Source organism: Shewanella sp. ZOR0012, from assembly GCF_000798835.1.
Lineage (GTDB): Bacteria > Pseudomonadota > Gammaproteobacteria > Enterobacterales > Shewanellaceae > Shewanella > Shewanella xiamenensis.
In genome coordinates this window covers 4588140-4606942 of sequence record NZ_JTLE01000094.1, presented here as the reverse complement: position 1 = coordinate 4606942, position 18803 = coordinate 4588140, and the positions used below count along the sequence as shown (strand labels likewise).

At 47.9% G+C, this 18803-nt stretch carries 16 protein-coding genes and 1 riboswitch; of the genes, 5 read left to right on the top strand and 11 right to left on the bottom strand.

Features of this window, described 5'->3' with window-relative positions:
- Positions 1 to 49: 49 nt before the first annotated feature.
- Both L976_RS21850 and L976_RS21845 read left to right on the top strand, forming a co-directional pair.
- Positions 50 to 1909, top strand: coding sequence for a M3 family metallopeptidase (locus tag L976_RS21850; RefSeq protein WP_047539993.1), 1860 nt, complete (start codon positions 50 to 52; stop codon positions 1907 to 1909).
- A gap of 214 nt (positions 1910 to 2123) precedes the next feature.
- Positions 2124 to 3026 carry a LysR family transcriptional regulator gene (locus L976_RS21845; RefSeq protein ID WP_037431654.1) on the top strand — a complete coding sequence of 301 codons (903 nt, stop codon included), beginning with the start codon at positions 2124 to 2126 and terminating at the stop codon, positions 3024 to 3026.
- Between the two features lie 171 nt (positions 3027 to 3197).
- Here L976_RS21845 and L976_RS21840 read toward each other — a convergent pair whose 3' ends face one another.
- The 9 genes from L976_RS21840 to L976_RS21800 form a co-directional block, all read right to left on the bottom strand.
- Entirely contained in the window at positions 3198 to 5366 is a 2169-nt protein-coding gene (locus L976_RS21840; protein ID WP_047539989.1) for a putative metalloprotease CJM1_0395 family protein, read from the bottom strand.
- A gap of 2 nt (positions 5367 to 5368) precedes the next feature.
- Entirely contained in the window at positions 5369 to 5632 is a 264-nt protein-coding gene (locus tag L976_RS21835; protein WP_047539987.1) for a hypothetical protein, read from the bottom strand.
- Between the two features lie 111 nt (positions 5633 to 5743).
- A complete protein-coding gene (thiH, locus tag L976_RS21830) occupies positions 5744 to 6859 on the bottom strand; it encodes a 2-iminoacetate synthase ThiH (protein ID WP_047539985.1) in 1116 nt (371 codons plus the stop codon).
- Positions 6856 to 7620 carry a thiazole synthase gene (locus L976_RS21825; RefSeq protein ID WP_047539983.1) on the bottom strand — a complete coding sequence of 255 codons (765 nt, stop codon included), beginning with the start codon at positions 7618 to 7620 and terminating at the stop codon, positions 6856 to 6858. The genes thiH and L976_RS21825 overlap by 4 nt, the downstream gene beginning before the upstream one ends.
- 1 nt (position 7621) lies before the next feature.
- Positions 7622 to 7825, bottom strand: a complete 204-nt coding sequence (gene thiS, locus L976_RS21820; protein ID WP_037430926.1) for a sulfur carrier protein ThiS — start codon at positions 7823 to 7825, stop codon at positions 7622 to 7624.
- Positions 7822 to 8760, bottom strand: coding sequence for a HesA/MoeB/ThiF family protein (locus tag L976_RS21815; protein ID WP_052184052.1), 939 nt, complete (start codon positions 8758 to 8760; stop codon positions 7822 to 7824). Before L976_RS21815 ends, thiS begins: the two co-directional genes overlap by 4 nt.
- Positions 8757 to 10454 (bottom strand): thiamine phosphate synthase, encoded by a 1698-nt coding sequence (gene thiE, locus L976_RS21810; RefSeq protein WP_047539980.1) that lies wholly within the window; start codon positions 10452 to 10454, stop codon positions 8757 to 8759. The genes L976_RS21815 and thiE overlap by 4 nt, the downstream gene beginning before the upstream one ends.
- Positions 10455 to 10456: 2 nt before the next feature.
- The gene (gene thiC, locus L976_RS21805) at positions 10457 to 12610 is read right to left on the bottom strand and encodes a phosphomethylpyrimidine synthase ThiC (RefSeq protein ID WP_047539977.1); all 2154 of its coding nucleotides are present in this window, start codon (positions 12608 to 12610) and stop codon (positions 10457 to 10459) included.
- Positions 12611 to 12769: 159 nt separating this feature from the next.
- Positions 12770 to 12868: riboswitch (TPP riboswitch) on the bottom strand.
- A gap of 175 nt (positions 12869 to 13043) precedes the next feature.
- A complete protein-coding gene (locus L976_RS21800; RefSeq protein ID WP_231570535.1) occupies positions 13044 to 14156 on the bottom strand; it encodes a hypothetical protein in 1113 nt (370 codons plus the stop codon).
- Between L976_RS21800 and L976_RS23705 the strand changes: the two genes are divergently transcribed.
- The gene (locus L976_RS23705) at positions 14149 to 14328 is read left to right on the top strand and encodes a hypothetical protein (RefSeq protein ID WP_229777739.1); all 180 of its coding nucleotides are present in this window, start codon (positions 14149 to 14151) and stop codon (positions 14326 to 14328) included. The two genes, L976_RS21800 and L976_RS23705, sit on opposite strands and share 8 nt — an antisense overlap.
- 250 nt (positions 14329 to 14578) lie before the next feature.
- Positions 14579 to 15262, top strand: coding sequence for a PAQR family membrane homeostasis protein TrhA (gene trhA, locus L976_RS21795; protein ID WP_047539975.1), 684 nt, complete (start codon positions 14579 to 14581; stop codon positions 15260 to 15262).
- 110 nt (positions 15263 to 15372) lie between these two features.
- Here trhA and L976_RS21790 read toward each other — a convergent pair whose 3' ends face one another.
- Positions 15373 to 15903: an NUDIX hydrolase gene (locus L976_RS21790; protein ID WP_047539974.1), complete on the bottom strand. Its 531-nt coding sequence runs from the start codon at positions 15901 to 15903 to the stop codon at positions 15373 to 15375.
- Between the two features lie 112 nt (positions 15904 to 16015).
- Positions 16016 to 16804 (bottom strand): tRNA (adenine(22)-N(1))-methyltransferase, encoded by a 789-nt coding sequence (locus L976_RS21785; RefSeq protein ID WP_047540895.1) that lies wholly within the window; start codon positions 16802 to 16804, stop codon positions 16016 to 16018.
- A gap of 218 nt (positions 16805 to 17022) precedes the next feature.
- Here L976_RS21785 and L976_RS22545 point away from each other — a divergent pair.
- Positions 17023 to 18803, top strand: a 1781-nt coding sequence (locus L976_RS22545; protein ID WP_052184084.1) for a glycoside hydrolase family 97 catalytic domain-containing protein, incomplete at its 3' end; no start/stop codon positions are given.

The window sequence follows — 18803 nt, the reverse complement described above, 5'->3', positions numbered from 1 at the left end:
TGTTAAAACCATGTCATCCCATACCATGAGGGTCACAGCCCCGTTGCCTATGCCAAAAACATTGTTTACGGCTAGCCTGTTTGGCTGGTGTTTATTATCCTCTATTGGTGCAGCCTCTGCTGCACCAAGCCCTGTACCTCTGCTAGTGGAACAGTGTTTACGTCATCCTAATATTGACTTGACTAGCGCCTTTAGCCGCTATGCCAATACACATAATTTGCCCACTTTAATGCTCTCAGATAAAGCCTTGGTATTAGAGCAACACACCATAGGGCTTAATAACATTAATGATAGACTCAACTACTACCGAGGTTTATCTCTCTCGGGCGAAGAACGCCAAGGACTACTGCAATGTCAGTTGCGCCTTGCCGATATCCTAAACGACCTGCTGAGCCAAGCAACATTCAACCAACTTGTCGATGAGCTCACTGATGCGGCTGATAAACATAGCAATGATGAGCATCTCACCCAAGATCAACTCTTATTCGGTGAACAATTAGTCGCATTACTACGTCAGCATCAATCCCCCCTTGATAAGGCCAAACTGCACACAGCACAAGCCACTATTCGACAAGGATTAGGCAGTCAACAATTTCATTTAGCGGTTCAAGCAACCCAATGCCAACTGCCAACTGAGGTTACTACTGCCAACACAGAAAATGTCGCCGTTGATGCAGCCGACAACGCCACAGAAACATCAAATACAACGTTTTCCGGCACGATTGTCGGTTATCTCTTAAAACAACCCGATCGCCACTGTCGGCAAATTCTGTGGCAGGCCTATCAAGGTCGTGCCCGCGAGCATAACCAACTCGCATTGCATCGTATTGCTGAATTGCGTCAACAAATGGCAAATGACGCAAACTTTATCGATTTTGCCAGTTACAGCTTGGCTGAACAGCAACTCAATTCTCCTGCGTTAGTAAAACAGTTTCTCGACAGCCAAACTGAATCAATTGGAGTCGCACCTTGGGATGTCGGCCGTAAATTATCGCAGCTAAGTAGTGCCAAACAGATTTCCTTACACACTGGCGAAGTGCTCGATAATGCTTTTGCTATTCTCGGTGAGTATGGATTGAGTTTTGAAGTGATAGATGGGCATATTGCATCAACCGCGGCTCAACGGCAGCAACAAATCATCCGGGTTTACCACCAACATCGTTTGCTTGGTGAAGTGTATCTTGACGTAAATAGTCGGCATGCCAGTGCCAGTCAACATACCCTCAGACAAAGTGTGATTGGCCAACAGTTTGGTCAACAGGCACTCGAGCTTAATCCCACACTCAACAGTGACAAAGATATTGAACGTTTTTGCAATGCGTTAGCCCAAGCTGTTGTAGCACTTGCACAGGGAAGCCATTTTTATCTAAACAATACCTTAGGCCCGAGTCTCGATTCAAATCAGTTACCAAGCCTTTGGCTAGCCAATGTATTACACGAAACACTCTTTCCAAAATATGATATTCAACATATAGCGCCAAGGGAGATACTCGCCAAGGCCTATACCAAACAACTTAATGTGTTTCGCGCTAAAGTGGCGCTTAATTTTTATCAGTCTTTAAAACAGCAAAGCTATCCTGATCTACAAGCAGAGTTTAGTAAGAGTTTTGGCGCAAATTGGGAACAACCAATTGACTATGCATATAGTTTCAATGCAATCGCTAATGAAGGTCCACGCTATTATCAATCCCTGTGGCAAACGCAATTAGCTAAATTTGTCTATTTATCCACACAAGAATGCCAAGATAAACTTGGGCTTTTTAATCTGTTGGTAGTCAATGAGGCTGCACTCACCTTAAGTGAGCAACTACGCGCTACTATTGGCGATCCCGTTGATGCGGCATCGCTTATCCAGAGGATTATCGTTGTCTTAGGATCGCACGCTAACGCTAGCCATTGTGCTTTTTAGCGGCTTAACTCAATGGGAGTGGTGATTTGCACACACCAACAAACAATATCCACACGTAATCTTACCGTCAGTAATAATCATACTGCTGCACATCGCCGCGATTATCGTCTTCCAATTAAATCACCGATACCATTGAAAAAACGATCATGACTAGCCACTATAGGGCTAAACCTATCGTTTTTTTAGAAAATTGTCGTTAGACATTAGGATCTCCATGACTCGCGCTAAATCCACCCTTGAGCAATGGCGTATTTTACAGGCCGTCGTCGATTATGGCGGCTATGCGCAGGCGGCAGAAAAACTCAACAAGAGCCAATCGTCTCTCAACCATGCTGTCGCCAAGTTGCAACATCAATTGGGAATTGAGTTACTCGAAGTCCGTGGGCGTAAAGCCTATCTGACGCCACAGGGCGAAGTGTTACTGCGACGTTCACGCCATGTCACTCAATCTGTGAATGAATTAGAACAACTTGCTAGCAACCTAGAGCAAGGTTGGGAGCCAACGCTGACCATTGCCCGTGAAATTGTCTATCCGATGGAAAGCCTTGTATGTGCGCTAAGTGACTTTCTGCCCCATAGCCGTGGTACTCGCATTATTATGCTTGATTCAGTGATCACTGGGACGCAGGAGCTGATCCTGCAGAATAAAGTCGATATAGCCATTTGTGCAGGCATCCCACCCAAAGGCTATTTATCCGAGCCTCTATGTGAACAAGAGCTGCATCTGGTTTGCCACCCGAGCCACCCCTTAGCCGACATTGGCACTTTAGATGACGACAAACTGTTGGCACAGCATCTGCAATTAGTGATCAAAGACACGGGCGTGCAATCTAACATTGATATCGGCTGGCTCAAAGCCGAGCAGCGCTGGACAGTATCTAACTTCCATGAAGCTAAAGTTATTTTAAATCAGGGAATTGGTTTTTGTTGGATCCCATCCTTCCTTATCCAAGAAGAATTAGCCGCGGGTAAACTGGTGCGTTTGCACCTGCAAGGCAGCCAGAAACGACGGATAATGCTTAGCCTTGTGATACCCAACCGCGATCACCAAGGCCCCGCCTCGAAACTGCTGGCCTCTTATATCCTAAAGCACCATGGTGTGAGCACTACCGATTGATAACGCTGAGGTTGTTTCCTCTAGCACGGAAAAATGAGCGCTTGGGTAATAGGGAGTCACTGTTATTTGATTTATGGCTAATGAACTTGCAAACAGAGCACGCTTAAGCAATTGGCCTCAATGGGCAAACGCTACTCGGTTAATATTTGCGAGAATATCGAGAATTAGAGGCTAGACATTCACATCTAAGAAACGCGGACGATGCAGTGCTAAAGTTTGAGGGTTGAACAGGCCGCGAGTGTCTTGGCGGTTTGATGAGTCAAGTGTTAATCCATTGGAAATAAGACTATTCTCCCCATAAACAGTCGAGCTAGACGCCAATGCAGAATCGTCTATTGGTTCTGCTATCTCCCCACGATGTGCATCAACACTCGACTCATTGTGCACTAGTGTTGAGTTTTGATTACTGGCTAGCGCTGCTACGGCTACCGCATCATAGAAACGAACCGCATTGCTGTCCCTTTGGTTAAGATTCAATGCACCCTTGTTGAATAAGCGAGCGGATGATTCGAGTCGCTGTGAGGAAATCTGCGGATTTTCAGCTTGGTTTGATTGCACAGAACCAACGGCCAAGGTTGCTGTTGGAGGTTCAATTGTATCGCTATTTTCAACCTCTATGGCATTTACGGCATCAGAGGTATCACTCGATGCAACCTGCGCCGCAATAGCTTGCTTAATCTTATCAATCACTTCGGTAACAGGAGCCGATGGCTCGTCTTGGGGGACCGTGATATTACCATCGGCATCAACCTTACCCGTGACTTGAATTTGACGTTCTTTGAGCGGTGGCAAGTTTTCAAGTTGCGCCTCGGCACCTATTAAGGTTTCCGTTGTGGACTGGTCAACAATCTGCTGTTGACGTTCTTCAGCAAGTTTAGCCTTGGCCTCATTCATTTTCTGCAGTGCTTGCGCCGCCACGCGAATATCGGCAGAAGATGGGTCAACTGGCGCCATCGCAGCCGCATAGACTTGCTTCATTTTATTGATGGTCGCCAGAGGATCGCCTGGTACTGTCGACACATCGATTTGTACTTCACCGTCGGTGGCATAGCGTTGGCCATCAGCTCCTTTTTCATATTTAAAACTAGGGCTTTGGGCATATTGACCACCCACGCTGGCATGAGCGTGCTCGTGAGCTTTGACTTCTGTGTCCCTTGCTTTTAATTCGTCAATTTGGGCTTGTTGTTGCTCTATCGCCTTTTCTTGTGTCTGTTTGACTTGCTCCTTCGCTAAGTTTTGCTGGCGAGTTTGTTCGCCCTGTGTCTGCTGAGCTTGTTGGCGATTATCGGCTTTAGCAAAGGCTTCGGCTAATGCTTGTTGTTTTTGCTCCTGCTCTTGTATAGCCTTTTCCCTTGCTTGCTTAGCTTGCTCATCACGAACTTGTTCAGCTTGATTTTGCTGAATGTGAGAAAGTTCGCCTGCTACCGATTCACTCCCAACTGGTTCCTTGGTCGCATCAGGTTGGCCAAAGATATGACTAAACTGCTCACTCAAACTGTTTGCCTGAGGCGAGGTTTTATCACCAACATTGGCCACCACCGAATCGCGGGTCCCCGAAGTAGTACCCACGACATCAGCCCCTGCAAACTCAGTAGCAAAAGGATTAATTGCAGTAGTAGTGGCCTTTTGTTGTCCCAATGGTGCGATACTCGTTGTGATGGGATCTGAAGTCGGGAATATATTGGCGAAATCCGAATTTGGCGAAGTAATACTACCGATATCGCTTTCAGTTGAGTAAGCGGTTGTGCTTGGCGCCAAAGACACCTGAGGATTAACGGCACCATTCAAGGTTGAAAGCCCCATATCCGGAGCACTCAACACTGACACGGCTGTCTGAGAGGCAGCAATTTGCCCACCTCTCATTCCACCTATGGAACGAGGTCCTGTGAGTAAACTAAAACTTTTATTAGTTGAAGACTGTGAAGTCGAATCTATCAGTTTTGGAGCGGAGGGGTTTGAATGTAATTGAGCAGAAGCGTTTACGCCTAAATCTACAATAGCTTTCTGTATCGCAACATTATTCGCGCTAGAAGAAAGGCTCGCATAACTCGATTTAGCGCCTGCCAATAACTCAGGCTGAGTCCCAGTGAAAGGCAAAGTTTGGTTGGATGCAGCAGTAAAGCTACTTAAAGACGGTTCAAGTGCCCCACTCACTTCGGATTTTGGTGCATGCAGGCTAGCCGTTGAAGCGCTATGGTTAGCAACCGTCTGACTATTGTCACCTTGATAAACCAGTCCACTTTGAGGTCTTGCTCCTTTTAGCGGCTCAATCGGCTTATCAGCACTCAAAAACGAATTGGATGGCGCGCCAACCTGGGATGACAGCGCCATGACCGACATAGTTACACCTTGATGTTAATAATCGAACCTATAGTTTCAGATTCTCTCTCTAGTACCTCAGTCGATGCTTCGCCTTGTCGCAATGATGAATTGGCAGCAACTAATACTGAGGTTTTATCGGTTTCATCTACCGCCTTAGCGGTTTCTGTGGGTGCAGCGCTTTGCGAAGGACTCGGTTTAGCCACATCAATCGTAGCCTGTGTTAAGCCTGATTGAGCCGTTTGCAAGCCTTGCAGACCGGAAGCATAAGCAGATTGGATTTGCATAAAGGGATTCCTGCATCTGGTGAACACTAGGTTAATTATTGACCAAACCTACCTTGATGTACAGATTTATCCCTCTTATGGAGAGCTTTTTTGCTCATTTTCAGCTCCTTTTTAACAGGCTATCCAAGCCGATTCCCAATCCTTAAAGACGGGGTTAAATCCCTTGAGCCGCATTTGACTGATGACCTGCTCAACAGTTCGCTCATCGCTGATCTCAAACTGATCGAGCTGACTATCAGGTGCTTGGTAACCTCCGGGCTGAGTTGAACTGCCCGCACTCATTTGCGTTATCCCAAGAGGCAGTAAATTGTCCCGAAGCGATGGTGCCTCGCGGGTCGATAAACTGATATCAAGTTGTTGATTAAAAAGTCTAAAGGCACAGATCATTTGCACCAGTCCAAGATCGGTTAAATGCACTTTTGGTGTTATGCCACCAGTACAAGGCCGCAAACGTGGTAGAGAAATACTAAAACGAGTACGCCAGTAATGTCGTTCTAAATAGTCCAAATGATGACCCATCAACAAGGCATCGAGCCGCCAGTCATCTAATCCTAGTAACACACCTAGGCCTATCTTATCGATACCCGCACGGGCAACGCGATCGGGCGTGGCAAGCCGATAGGCGAAGTCCTGTTTTTTGCCTCGGGTGTGATGTTTAGCATAAGTCGCGGCTTGGTAGGTTTCTTGATACACCATCACAGCATCCAGCCCTCGCTCGACAAGCTGGCGATAATCAATCTCCTCAAGCGGCTGCACCTCCATAGCCACATAACTAAACTGCTGTTTTACCAACGGTAAAACCCGCTGAAAGTAATCCATTCCAACCTTAGTTTCATGCTCTCCCGACACTAGCAAGATAGAATCAAAGCCGCGGGATTTTATAATCGCCATTTCGGCAGCAAGTTCCTGCTCATTGAGCACTTTGCGCTTGAGCTTATTGCTCATGCTAAAACCACAGTAATCACATTCGTTAGCGCAAAGATTGGACAAGTACAGTGGTAAGTACAATCCGATATTGGCCCCAAAGCGTTGCCGAGTGAGCGCTGCCGAGCGCTGTGCCATCTCTTCGATATAGGGCTCGGCCGCAGGAGACAGCAAGGCGAGTAAACTCTGTAGGTTACCCTCGGGTTGCATCAGGGCGCGCTCAACCTCCACCGCCGTGCAGGAATATAACGCCAGCAATAACTTATCCCGTTCAATACGGGTAAATTGATCGACAAAACTCATTGCTGCAAAAATCCCGTTAATGGGCTGGTATGCACAGCCTGAGTTTGCACTCGGCCAAGCCCCGCTTCAAAGGCGCGTCGCCCGCAATCTACCGCATCCTTAAAGCACAGCGCCATTTCAATGGGAGAAGCACTGCTGGCAATGGCGGTATTAACCAGCACGGCATCGGCACCTAACTCCATCGCGTGCGCTGCATGGGATGGCGCGCCAATTCCCGCATCAATCACCACCGGCACCCTTGCTTGCTCGATAATCATCTTGATGAAAGGCTCAGTCACCAACCCCTGATTGGTGCCAATTGGGCTTGCTAGTGGCATCACAGCGGCGCAGCCAACATCCTCTAAACGTCGGCACAGCACGGGATCGGCATGCACGTAGGGCATCACAATAAAGCCGCGTTCACACAGGGTTTTGGCCGCAGCTAACGTCTCGACCGCATCGGGCATCAGGTACTTAGGATCGGGATGAATTTCAAGTTTAACCCATTGTGTTCCCAGCATTTCCCGCGCTAATTCGGCGGCGAATATCGCTTCTTTAGCATTACGCGCCCCCGAGGTATTTGGCAAGAGTCGCATTCCCGCTTGCCTAAGTGGCGATAGCAAATCATCGGCCCCTGTGTTTAAATCAATTCTTTTCATCGCAACTGTCACCAACTGCGACTGAGACGCCTTAATGGACTCCAGCATCAGCTGACTTGAGCTGAATTTTCCCGTGCCCGTAAATAATCGTGACTCAAATTCCACACCTGCAATCGTTAACATCTTAACCTCCCGCGACCACGGCAAATACATCAATCTTATCCTCATGGTGGCATAGGATAGATGACCATCGGTGTTTTGGCACAACGGCCTCGTTAAGCACTAAGGCAACCGAGTGTTGGCAAATATTTTGTGCTTCTAACAAGGCTTGTAAACTGAGCGGTTGTTGAAGTGTTTGGGGCACATTATTGAGATGAATTAAAATCATAACAAACCTCGATTAGAGACAGATTTGAATGAAGCAGCTGTGGTTGATTGCATTAATGCACTCGGCTTTAATCCGCACACCTTGCACTCGGGATCACGGGTTAATGCGGCCGAATGCCATTGGAGTAACTTGGCATCGAAACGCCAAAATCGGCCAAGTAGCGCTCTCGTGGAGGTGACTGGGTGACTTGTCTCTTCGAAAGACTGATTACCCGTTTGTTTTGTTGTAGAAGTTGGCGGCGTGGCTAAGAGCAACAATTGCATCGCTAGCAGCGCCTGCATCGATGCCATCACGCCGACACTGGGGCCGAGCACTCCTTGACTGCTACAGTTTTGTGGCGCGCGAGTATTCGAGGGGAAGATACAGTGATAACAGCCGCCTGCGGGAAATCGCCGCTGATCAACCGCAAACAATTGGCCGTTAAAGGCAGCAATCGAGGCGCTCACCAAAGGCAAGGCATGCTCAATACACAACCGATTGATACAATGGCGCGCAGTAAGGTTATCAGTACAATCAAGCACTAACCTCGTCTCTTCACCATGGGTTAACAGACCAGAAAATACAGTGTTCGCAGACTCGAGAGTCAAATGCTCGGCAAAGGCATCAATCTCACAACCGTGCGCCAACACGGCTAATTTCTGTTTAGCAATGAGGGCTTTGTGATGGTCAATATCGTCGTCATTAAAGAGTAATTGCCTTGGCAGATTGGACAATTCCACCCTATCACCGTCGACAAGCGTTAAGCGCCCAACACCGGCGCAGGCTAAATACTGCGCAGCCAATTGCCCAAGGCCGCCTAAGCCTACGATAAGGACATGAGCCTGTTTAAGCTGCAACTGGCCAGTCTCGCCGACCTCAGGTAAAAATATTTGCCGCGAATAACGAATAAAGTCTTTATCGGCAAGGGATTGCGCCTGCTCTTGTGTCATGCTCATAAGCTTGACTCCCAAGCTCGCGTCAATTCGGCAAAGGCCATTATTGGATCGCTTGATTCGGTAATCGCCCGCACCACGGCAATATTGTTCACCCCAGAGGCTTTGACTTGGGCAAGATTCGAAGGCCCGATGCCGCCAATTGCCACTAAGGGATAATGCGCTTTTAACAGTTCAACATAATGCGCTAACTTGAATAACCCTTGTGGCACCGATGGCATTTGCTTGGTCGTCGTCGGGAAAATATGCCCAAGGGCGATGTAAGATGGCGCATGTTGATGGGCACGCAGCAACTCGAAATAACCGTGGCTAGAGATGCCAAGCGCCAATCCCGCGCCATGAATGGCGTTTAGATCCGTCACCGCCAGATCTTCTTGTCCAAGATGTACCCCAAATGCGCCATGCTTTATCGCTAACTGCCAATGATCATTGATAAAAAGCTGCGCATCATAGTGTTTACCTAAGGCAATCGCGGTTTGGATTTGTGCCTCAAGTTCGTCCGACGCCAGCACATTAGACTTTAGCGCATTAGACTTTATCCTGAGCTGTACCGTCTTCACGCCCCCCGCCAATAATTGTTCGAGTAACAGTAAGTTATCGACAACGGGATAAATCCCTAAGTCAGGATCAAGGCGCTTAAACGCGCCGCATTGCAAATCACTGGATTCATTCAAGCTATTTTTAGTGTAAGAAGTGACGTAAGGATACGCCATTAAGCTGTGCGGCCATGCGGTACGCGCGAGTGGTCCGGGGCCTTGGCCAATCCCGACTGCATAAGTTAAGCCTTGATTGACATAGGCTTTTGCTACCACAACCGCATCCTGCAATACAAAGCCAAAAGCTAGCACCGAGGCGATGGCTGAAGACAGAGTACAACCACTGCCGTGGTTATGGCGCGTGTTTATCCGCGCACTACTGAGCCAAAAACCACCATTCTCGTCAAGCGGTGAGCAGCCAGTAACCTGATGACAAATCAACAAATCCTCCGCCAAACGCTGATTCTCTGTAGCGATGCGATGACTTGTGATATCGCTTTTTTGATCGCTTAAGACATCACTGGTGTTAATGCCAGCACTTGCCTGAGCCGCAAAATCAATATCGCCGCCCTTGGCTAATACGCTGCAAGCTAATTGCGCAGAGAGTTGCATTGCCGCAGCGGCGAATTCTGCTTTTGTATGAATGGCTGAAGCTCGTTTGTCTGTGGCGACAGTAAGCCTTGCCAACTCCTGCACATTCGGCGTTATCAGGCTAATCAAGCCCTTAAAGGGTGCAAAATCCAGAGGTTTACTCGCCGTGCTCTTATCGCCGAGTTCGTCTCCACAGCTTGCAACCATCACAGGGTCGAGAATAACGGGGACGAGTGGAAATTGGGTTTTAAAACCAGCCAACCAATCGGCTACTAAGTGCACTTGTTGCTGATTTGCGAGTAAACCAATCTTAATCGCCTGAGGCGGTAGATCGGCTAACAGGGTCGAGAGCTGTGTGAGTAACATTGCCTCACTCACAGGCTCAACTAACGCCACCGCTACTGAACTTTGGGCCGTTAGCGTGGTGATCACGCTGCATCCATGGCCGCCCAAATCCTTGATGGTGGCTAAGTCGGCTTGGATCCCCGCGCCGCCACCGCTGTCTGAACCGGCAATGGTCCAGACGATAGGTTTAGGCGCCACCTGGCTAATATGTTTCGCAGGGGTCATTATCAAACCTCCGCAACCTGTGCTGTTGGTTTGAGCTCACTCCCATCCTGATACTTGCCCGATTCATTGGCAGTTTTAGCTGTATTAGCCTCGCCCATCGGTAGATACAACTTGGCACCCGAAGCCGCAAACTCTGCCGATTTTTGCGCCATGGCGGCGGTTAACTCTTCTTGGGTTTTGACAGCGATATGGCTTAATTTAGAATCTCCCGTTTTCACCTGCTGAATGGAACTTAATGGCGCAAGCGCACCGTCAGTCTCAGCAGCAAAGCTTTGTGCCTTTGCATCCGCTTCAAGGCTTGCCGCATAGTCGCGCACATCTTGGGTGATCTTCATTGAGCAGAACTTAGGGCCACACATAGAGCAAAAATGCGCAACCTTGGCCGACTCCTGTGGCAGGGATTCATCGTGATAGGCTCGGGCGGTCTCAGGGTCAAGTCCGAGGTTATATTGATCTTCCCAGCGGAATTCGAATCGCGCCTTAGATAACGCATTGTCGCGGATCTGAGCGCCCGGGTGGCCTTTGGCAATATCGGCCGCATGGGCGGCAATCTTGTAGGCAATCAGCCCTTGTTTGACGTCCTGCTTATTGGGTAAACCTAAGTGCTCTTTCGGCGTCACATAGCAGAGCATGGCGCAGCCATACCATGCGATCATAGCCGCACCGATCCCTGAGGTGAAATGATCGTAACCCGGCGCAATATCGGTAATTTGCGGCCCTAGGGTATAAAACGGCGCCTCGGCGCAGTGGATAAGCTGCTTATCCATATTCTCCTTGATGAGCTGCATCGGGATATGCCCAGGCCCTTCGATAATGGTCTGCACATCGTATTCCCAGGCGATTTTGACTAGCTCACCTAAGGTTTCAAGCTCGGCGAACTGCGCCTCATCATTGGCATCGGCAATGGAGCCAGGTCGCATACCGTCGCCTAATGACAGCGATACATCGTAGGCGACACATAGCTCGCAAATCTCACGAAAATGGGTATAGAGGAAGTTTTCTTGATGGTGGCTCAAGCACCATTTGGCCATGATTGAGCCGCCGCGGGACACAATCCCTGTCACCCGTTTAGCGGTCATAGGCACATAGCGCAATAACACGCCCGCATGGATGGTAAAGTAATCGACGCCCTGCTCCGCTTGCTCAATCAAAGTATCGCGAAACACTTCCCAGGTCAGGTGTTCAGCAACACCATTCACTTTTTCCAGTGCTTGATAAATCGGCACTGTGCCAATCGGCACTGGCGAGTTACGGATAATCCATTCACGGGTTTCATGGATATAGCGGCCAGTGGACAAGTCCATCACAGTGTCCGCGCCCCAACGGGTTGACCAAACAAGCTTTTCCACTTCCTCCTCGATGGAAGACGTGACCGCCGAGTTACCGATATTGGCGTTCACTTTGACTAAAAAGTTACGGCCAATAATCATAGGCTCAGCTTCGGGATGATTGATATTTAACGGAATAATGGCGCGTCCACGGGCAATTTCGTCGCGGACAAACTCAGGGGTAATTGGTTTACCTATTACGGCACCAAAGGATTCACCATGGCCGCGGCGGTTTAAGATTTCATCTTGCACCTGGGCGAGCGCCATATTTTCCCGAATCGCCACATATTCCATTTCAGGGGTAATAATCCCTTGGCGGGCATAGTGTAGTTGGCTCACGCGTTTACCAGGTAAGGCACGGCGAGGACGAACAATCGCACTTGAGCCTGCTTCGAAACGCAGATGATCGAGCCCATCATCCTTTAGGCGTTGCTGGGTAAAATCTGAGGTCGCGCAATCGAGTACTTCGGTATCTTGGCGCTCGATAATCCACGGTAATCTGAGTTTGGCTAGTCCTTGGCGCACGTTAATTTGCGCAGCCAGATCGGAATACAGGCCAGCGCAGTCGTACACCGGAATGGGAGGATTTTTCTCAACGTTGGCCGCGATCGCCGTGCCGCCAATCCGCGTATCGGTTTGCAGAATTTGCCGCATCCCCACACGTAAATCCGCACGGCTTCCCTGCAAATAAAGTTTTTGCGAATTAGGATGTTGTAATGGTTTAAGGGTATCGATAAAGGCTTGCGCCTCGGCGCGCGCCACACGGCGGTTCGTTTGCCCATGAGTGTTCACGGCAAGTGATTCTGAGGACGATTCTAAACTGGACATAAGCAATCTCACTTTAACAAATAAAAATGGGGTTGCTTGTCTGGAGACTTGAGTGTTGAGAGCTGAGCCTTGTAAACCGTAAGTGGATTTACTGACTCAATAACGACTAAATCGATGGGTTAATACAGGGCAAAAGCTGGCCGCTGATACGATTTAATGGAAGTTATTATGCTTGTTTCCTTCGCAGGTTTTAACCTGATCAGGTTCAACGGATCCCGAATAAACGGTCTCAGCCAAGAGGCACTCCGACAAGATGGGCAAAAGTATAGGCAGAAGCGCTGCGAACAAACAAGCGTAATTTCAGAATAAAAATTAAATTATCAATCAAAATTAAAGAACACATAAAGCAATGTATTTAAATGACTTTAATCTAAATTTGTTTTAGCGATCATAGTTTAAACTATTTTTAGTGAAAATTTATCATCACTATTTTTTAACCTTTTGGCCGCTTTACCATCATTTTATCGAGCTGCGCCTTAATGGCATCATCAATTTCTTGGTTCATTTTCTTGCCACTGCAATCGAAGGGGAAACCTAAGTTCTCAGCATAGGGATTAATTGGGGTGCCTACTTTGACGACCCGATAACAGGTATTACCTTGACGAACGATACGATTCGGATCCAGCTCTAAATCCAAACTGGTGGGGCCGCTAAAATCGTCGGCATTGGGCACAATCAGTACCTCCATCTCGGGGCTCATTTCAGACAAATTCGACCGTTTGCTGTAATGATTTGCTTGCTCTAACACTAAATCATCTAAAGCTTGCTCACGCTGTCGTTCAAAATAACGCTGAGTAAACAATCCCACACTGCCCGCCACCCCACCGCTTTGCCCACTTACCGCAGATTGCTCTGTACTTACCGCTTGTGCCGAGCGTGATTGGGTTTCTGCCTTTTTCGGTTTAACAGCCTCTTTTGCACTCTGCTGGGTTTGGCCCTGAGTTGAGGTGTTCGGCGTTGAGGTGTTAGGCACAGATGTGTTTGGTACTGATGCTTTTGATTCTGTTACTTTTGATTCTTGGGCGCTGACTTCTGGAGGTTTGGCTATCTGCTCCATGGGCTTTGGCGTCAGCTTTACTGCGACTTTTGGTGACACTTTCGCTGACTGCTCAATATCAGCTGCCGGCTTTACGGTATTAGGCGGTGAGGTTATCGGCTCGCTAGTGTTAATAAACTCTTCCACTGAGATATCTTGAGCAGAATCCGCTGGAGCAGTTTGCGTTGGCGGCGCATAAATAAAATATGCCTTTAACGCTTTGGTTGTAGTCCGTGCGTTAGCAGATGATTCAGTAAAATGCAGCCCTAAGTGTTCCGACTGGGTTCGCCATAAAAAAATTAATAAAAACAGCAGTAAGCCATGGCCAAACATGACCCAAAGCAATAGCTTAAGATTGAAATAATGTGGCCGCTCTAGCCCGCTTAGATTTGAAGATGTTTTAAATGCGCTATCGATTGATCTTTGGTCTGCTTTACTTAAATTGAGGTGTAGATTGTTATCGCAAGACTCGGCATGAACACTTAAAGCGCTAAAAGGCTTAGTGTTCAAATCTGTAGCGCCTTGGGTTGTAGCACTTAAAAACGTTGCACAAAAAGGCAAAGCGGAAAATGGTAAAGCCTCGTCCTTTGTGGCACTGCTGTGCGCATCAAATCTGATGCTATCTTCTGGGGCTATATTCGATCGAACAGGCAAAATCCATCCCTTAGTACTTAATGAATAAAGTACTTAACAAATCCATGACATCTTACGGAGAATTAGAGAAAGTGAGTCGAACAAAGTTCCAAAGCAGTGACATTATTCAGTTGTCAACCAGTACCATAATCTTGTACAAGGACAACAGAACTCATCAGTGTTATAGCCGATGACAAGAACACGTAAAATAAATCAGCTTACACGTGTAAGCCAATTATAGCTTTCCCTTTTATCTACTGATAGACTCAATCATTATCGTCATCGAGTGGATCAACAGCATGCCAAGCCAGAGTTTGATAGAACCGCAAATGAGTCATGAAAAACCATTGAATATCAGTTGCTATAGCCTTAGTGAAGAGATAGCCAATAGCATCAGCCATGGCCTAGGGGTGATTGCAGGTGTAGTGGGCTTAATCTTTATGCTACTTAAGGGCGCAGATCATCTCACCAATATTCAACTTACAGGCGTTATTATTTATGGCGTAAGTCTTATCCTGTTATTTTTAAGTTCCACCCTGTACCACAGCGTAACGCATGTTGGCTGGAAACATAAACTTAAGATTGTCGACCATTGTGCTATCTACTGCTTAATTGCGGGCACCTACACCCCACTGATGTTAATCAGCCTGCAAGGACAGCTTTCAACCATTATCCTGACGGCGATTTGGTCTTTGGCTATTGGTGGGATTTTATTTAAGACCTTATTTATTCACCGATTTAAAAAACTCAGTCTTGTGTTATATCTGGCGATGGGTTGGCTTTGTATGACGGTGATTGGCGATTTGACAGCAGCAATGTCACCGCTTGGATTTAATCTACTGCTATTGGGCGGGTTGTTTTACACCCTTGGAGTGATCTTTTATGTCGGCAAACGTATTCCGTACAATCACGCGATTTGGCATCTGTTTGTGCTAGCTGGCGCGATGAGTCATTTCTTCTGTATTTATTTAACAGTGATCTAGCATCTCACGCACTCTGAGTCACACAAGCCATTCTCTGGGGGGCTTTTTTATATCTATGCTTTGAGACTGAGTTTTATGGCTAAGTGATAAAGTCGCCAGCCAAGCGTTATCTACAATAATTCTGCAACTATCTGTTTCAGCAAAAAGGTTTCCCTGTCGATAGATTGGCCTTTGTTGGCGAAGGTGCGCTGAATTTCTTCATTATGGGCAATGGCTTGATGGATATTGATCCACTCAGGGCGCATACCGTTTTTCACTTCATGGGCTTCAAGCTTTGGCTCACCTAAGCCACGGTTACCTAAAGTCATATCGATTTCACACAGGTAGCAATAGGAATCCATATGTACTACGTTGGCGCCTTCGCGAAACCAAGGTCGATATTCTTCATAGCGGCCAAAGGGTGCAATAACGTTAGCTGCAATGGCGCCGGTTTCTTCCTGTAACTCACGAATAAGCCCAACCTCGATGCTCTCGCCTTTATCCACACCACCGCCGGGCAAGCCGTAATCTCGATATTTTTGGGTATAGAGCAGCAAAATATCTTCCCCCGACAACACAATGGCTCGGGCGGCTTGGCGATAAAAGATCCTTGCCTGTTTTAAATTAATATTGGCAGCTTGGGTGGACTTCAATAAACGCATAGAAAAACTCAAGATTAACGGCCTAATAGCATAAACCAACTTTATAGATTTATAGAGCAAAACCGTTTTCAAGCAACACGCACAACAATACGTACACTTGAAACGGGTTAATTCAGTTGCTTAGTTGCCGCAAGATTTGCTGATAGGCCGCCACAATTTGTGCCTTATTTGGCAAGCGGCTCTCGGGGATACGTTGGTAGTGGCTGATTGTCTGCACAAGATAACGCTTAGCCTGGCTGGTTTTATCCGCATCTAACCCTTGCCACATAATTGAGCCAGTCGAACTTAAGGGCGCCACGTCATTGCGCTTCGAAGCTGTACTCGAATGGGTTAAATGCAATATCTCATAGAAGCGCTGATTTTCTTCGAGTAAATATTCCTGCTTAAGGGATAATCCCAACTCAGCAAGTGAGCTGCGCACATGATAATTATGATGCACGGGACACAAAATAAACTCGAGCGGGCTGGAATGATAAGAATGGTTGTGATTGTCGCTGTGATACTGGCTATAACACGACACGATGCTGCGCACCAGTTCAACCAATAACTCGCCACCGACACCCGCAATAATCACTAAGTGCTTGGCTTGCTTGCCGTAATGTGCCAGTGGCAACGCCGCCACATCCAGACAATGCACTTGCCATTCACTTTGGGCATGGGTGGTTTGCTCTTTTTCGTTTTGAGCGTTTGAGATAGGCTGCTGGGGGAAAAACCGAGCTAACTCAAGGCTGAGTTGCTGCATTAAGGGCGCCACACAATCGACAAAATGCACTTTAGGCGCAGCATTTCTTTGCAGTAACAGCATGCCGAGTAAACCATGATCGCAGCAGCAGTCCCAAATATGATCGTATCCTTGCTCTACCATCTGATTGATCTGCTGTAATCGCTGACTGATTTTCACCGCTGACGCCTCAAAAATCGCGCCCATACATGCTTGAGCGCCATAAAGCCGCGCATTCTACCCGAGTCAGCGGTTAAAACCCATCTCTTTAGGTTTGACTATCAGGCTGCCAGCCTCTAGGCCGCATCGGTGAATACGTATGCAACCCATTGCGAGCAAAAAGCCATCACCACTAGTATGCATTGACCCATATTCACTATAAAAACAAGGATCAGGGAATGTTCAGCAATCTGCTTACCCACACCCGCCACATCAACTCGCCAACGCGAAATCGACACAATTTATTCACGCCCAGCTTGCTAGCACTCAGCATTGGCAGCCTGTTGAGTACAGGTGCCACGGCGCAGACCCTCAACCTGAGCTCCCCCGATAAGCAAATCGTCTTGAGTCTGAGTGATGATACGGGCCGCCCCGAATATCAAATCCATTTTCATGGCAAAACCGTTATCGAACCGAGCCGATTAGGGTTAGTCTTTGCCTCACTGGGCGAATTAGGACAAGGTCTTCGCATTAAATCGAGCCACCCCGCCAGTGCCAATAAAAAATGGCAGCAACCTTGGGGTGAGCAGGAGTGGGTAAAGGATCAACACAATCAACTGAGCGTGGTATTAACCGACGGTAAAATCGACTTAAACCTCGAGTTTAAAGCCTTTGACGATGGCATCGGCTTTCGTTATCACTTAGCGGCCCAAAACGCGTTGCCGAACAATACGCCGCTTGCCATTACCGATGAACTCACCGAATTTAATATTGGCCAGAGTGATAAGGCCACCGCCTGGTGGATCCCTTCTCGTGGATGGAACCGCTACGAATATTTGTATCGCACCAGCGCACTCAATCAGGTCGACCGAGCCCACACCCCTTTTACCTTTAAACTGATCGATGGCACCCATTTAAGCATTCACGAGGCGGCGTTAGTTGATTTTGCCTCGATGACCCTCGATCAACAGCGTGATGGCAAGCTCAAGGCCGATCTTACTCCTTGGTCAGATGGTATTCGGGTTAAAACCCAAGCGGGCTTTTATACCCCATGGCGCACGATTCAAATCGCCGACAAAGCCACGGGACTGCTTAATTCTCACCTTATCCTCAACCTGAATGAACCCAATAAACTAGGGGATGTCTCTTGGGTTAAACTGGGCAAATATGTCGGCATTTGGTGGGGGATGCACCTCAATGACAACACTTGGGGCTCGGGCCCAGCGCATGGCGCAACCACCAGCGAAACAGAGCGTTATATGGATTTCGCCGCCAAATACCAGTTTGATGGTGTCTTGGTCGAAGGCTGGAACCAAGGTTGGGATGGCGATTGGTTCCATAATGGCGATCAATTCAGTTTTACTAAGGCCTATGATGATTTCGATTTACCCGCCATTACCGCCTACGGCGCGAAAAAAGGCGTGCGCCTGATTGGTCACCACGAGACCGCAGGCTCAGTCACCCACTACCGCAAGCAAATGAATGATGCCTTCGCCCTGTATGAAAAACATGGCGTGACCCAAGTCAAAACCGGTTATGTCGCTGACGGTGGACAAATCAAACGCATCGATGAAAACGGTATCACCCGTCACGAATGGCACGACGGTCAGTTTATGGTGGGTGAATATCTTCACAGCGTTACCGAAGCCGCCAAGCACCATATCAGCATTAATACCCACGAGCCGATTAAAGATACTGGGCTGCGCCGCACTTATCCTAACTGGATCTCCCGCGAAGGTGCCCGCGGCCAAGAGTACAATGCTTGGGGCAGCCCACCAAATAGCCCAGAACATACCGCCATGTTGCCCTTTACCCGCATGCTGGCTGGACCAATGGACTTCACCCCGGGGATTTTTGATTTGGCGCCTAAGGGGTTAGATGCCGAAAATCGCGTGCAAACCACCTTAATGAAGCAACTCGCCCTGTATGTGGTGCTCTACAGCCCAATCCAAATGGCCGCCGACTTGCCACGCAATTATCAAAAACATCTAGATGCCTTCCAGTTTATCCGCGATGTACC

Coding starts and splice junctions, on each gene's coding strand:
- L976_RS21850 (WP_047539993.1), top strand. CDS start 50: ATGCCAAAAACATTGTTTACGGCTAGCCTGTTTGGCTGGTGTTTATTA.
- L976_RS21845 (WP_037431654.1), top strand. CDS start 2,124: ATGACTCGCGCTAAATCCACCCTTGAGCAATGGCGTATTTTACAGGCC.
- L976_RS21840 (WP_047539989.1), bottom strand. CDS start 5,366: ATGTCGGTCATGGCGCTGTCATCCCAGGTTGGCGCGCCATCCAATTCG.
- L976_RS21835 (WP_047539987.1), bottom strand. CDS start 5,632: ATGCAAATCCAATCTGCTTATGCTTCCGGTCTGCAAGGCTTGCAAACG.
- thiH (WP_047539985.1), bottom strand. CDS start 6,859: ATGAGTTTTGTCGATCAATTTACCCGTATTGAACGGGATAAGTTATTG.
- L976_RS21825 (WP_047539983.1), bottom strand. CDS start 7,620: ATGTTAACGATTGCAGGTGTGGAATTTGAGTCACGATTATTTACGGGC.
- thiS (WP_037430926.1), bottom strand. CDS start 7,825: ATGATTTTAATTCATCTCAATAATGTGCCCCAAACACTTCAACAACCG.
- L976_RS21815 (WP_052184052.1), bottom strand. CDS start 8,760: ATGAGCATGACACAAGAGCAGGCGCAATCCCTTGCCGATAAAGACTTT.
- thiE (WP_047539980.1), bottom strand. CDS start 10,454: ATGACCCCTGCGAAACATATTAGCCAGGTGGCGCCTAAACCTATCGTC.
- thiC (WP_047539977.1), bottom strand. CDS start 12,610: ATGTCCAGTTTAGAATCGTCCTCAGAATCACTTGCCGTGAACACTCAT.
- trhA (WP_047539975.1), top strand. CDS start 14,579: ATGCCAAGCCAGAGTTTGATAGAACCGCAAATGAGTCATGAAAAACCA.
- L976_RS21790 (WP_047539974.1), bottom strand. CDS start 15,903: ATGCGTTTATTGAAGTCCACCCAAGCTGCCAATATTAATTTAAAACAG.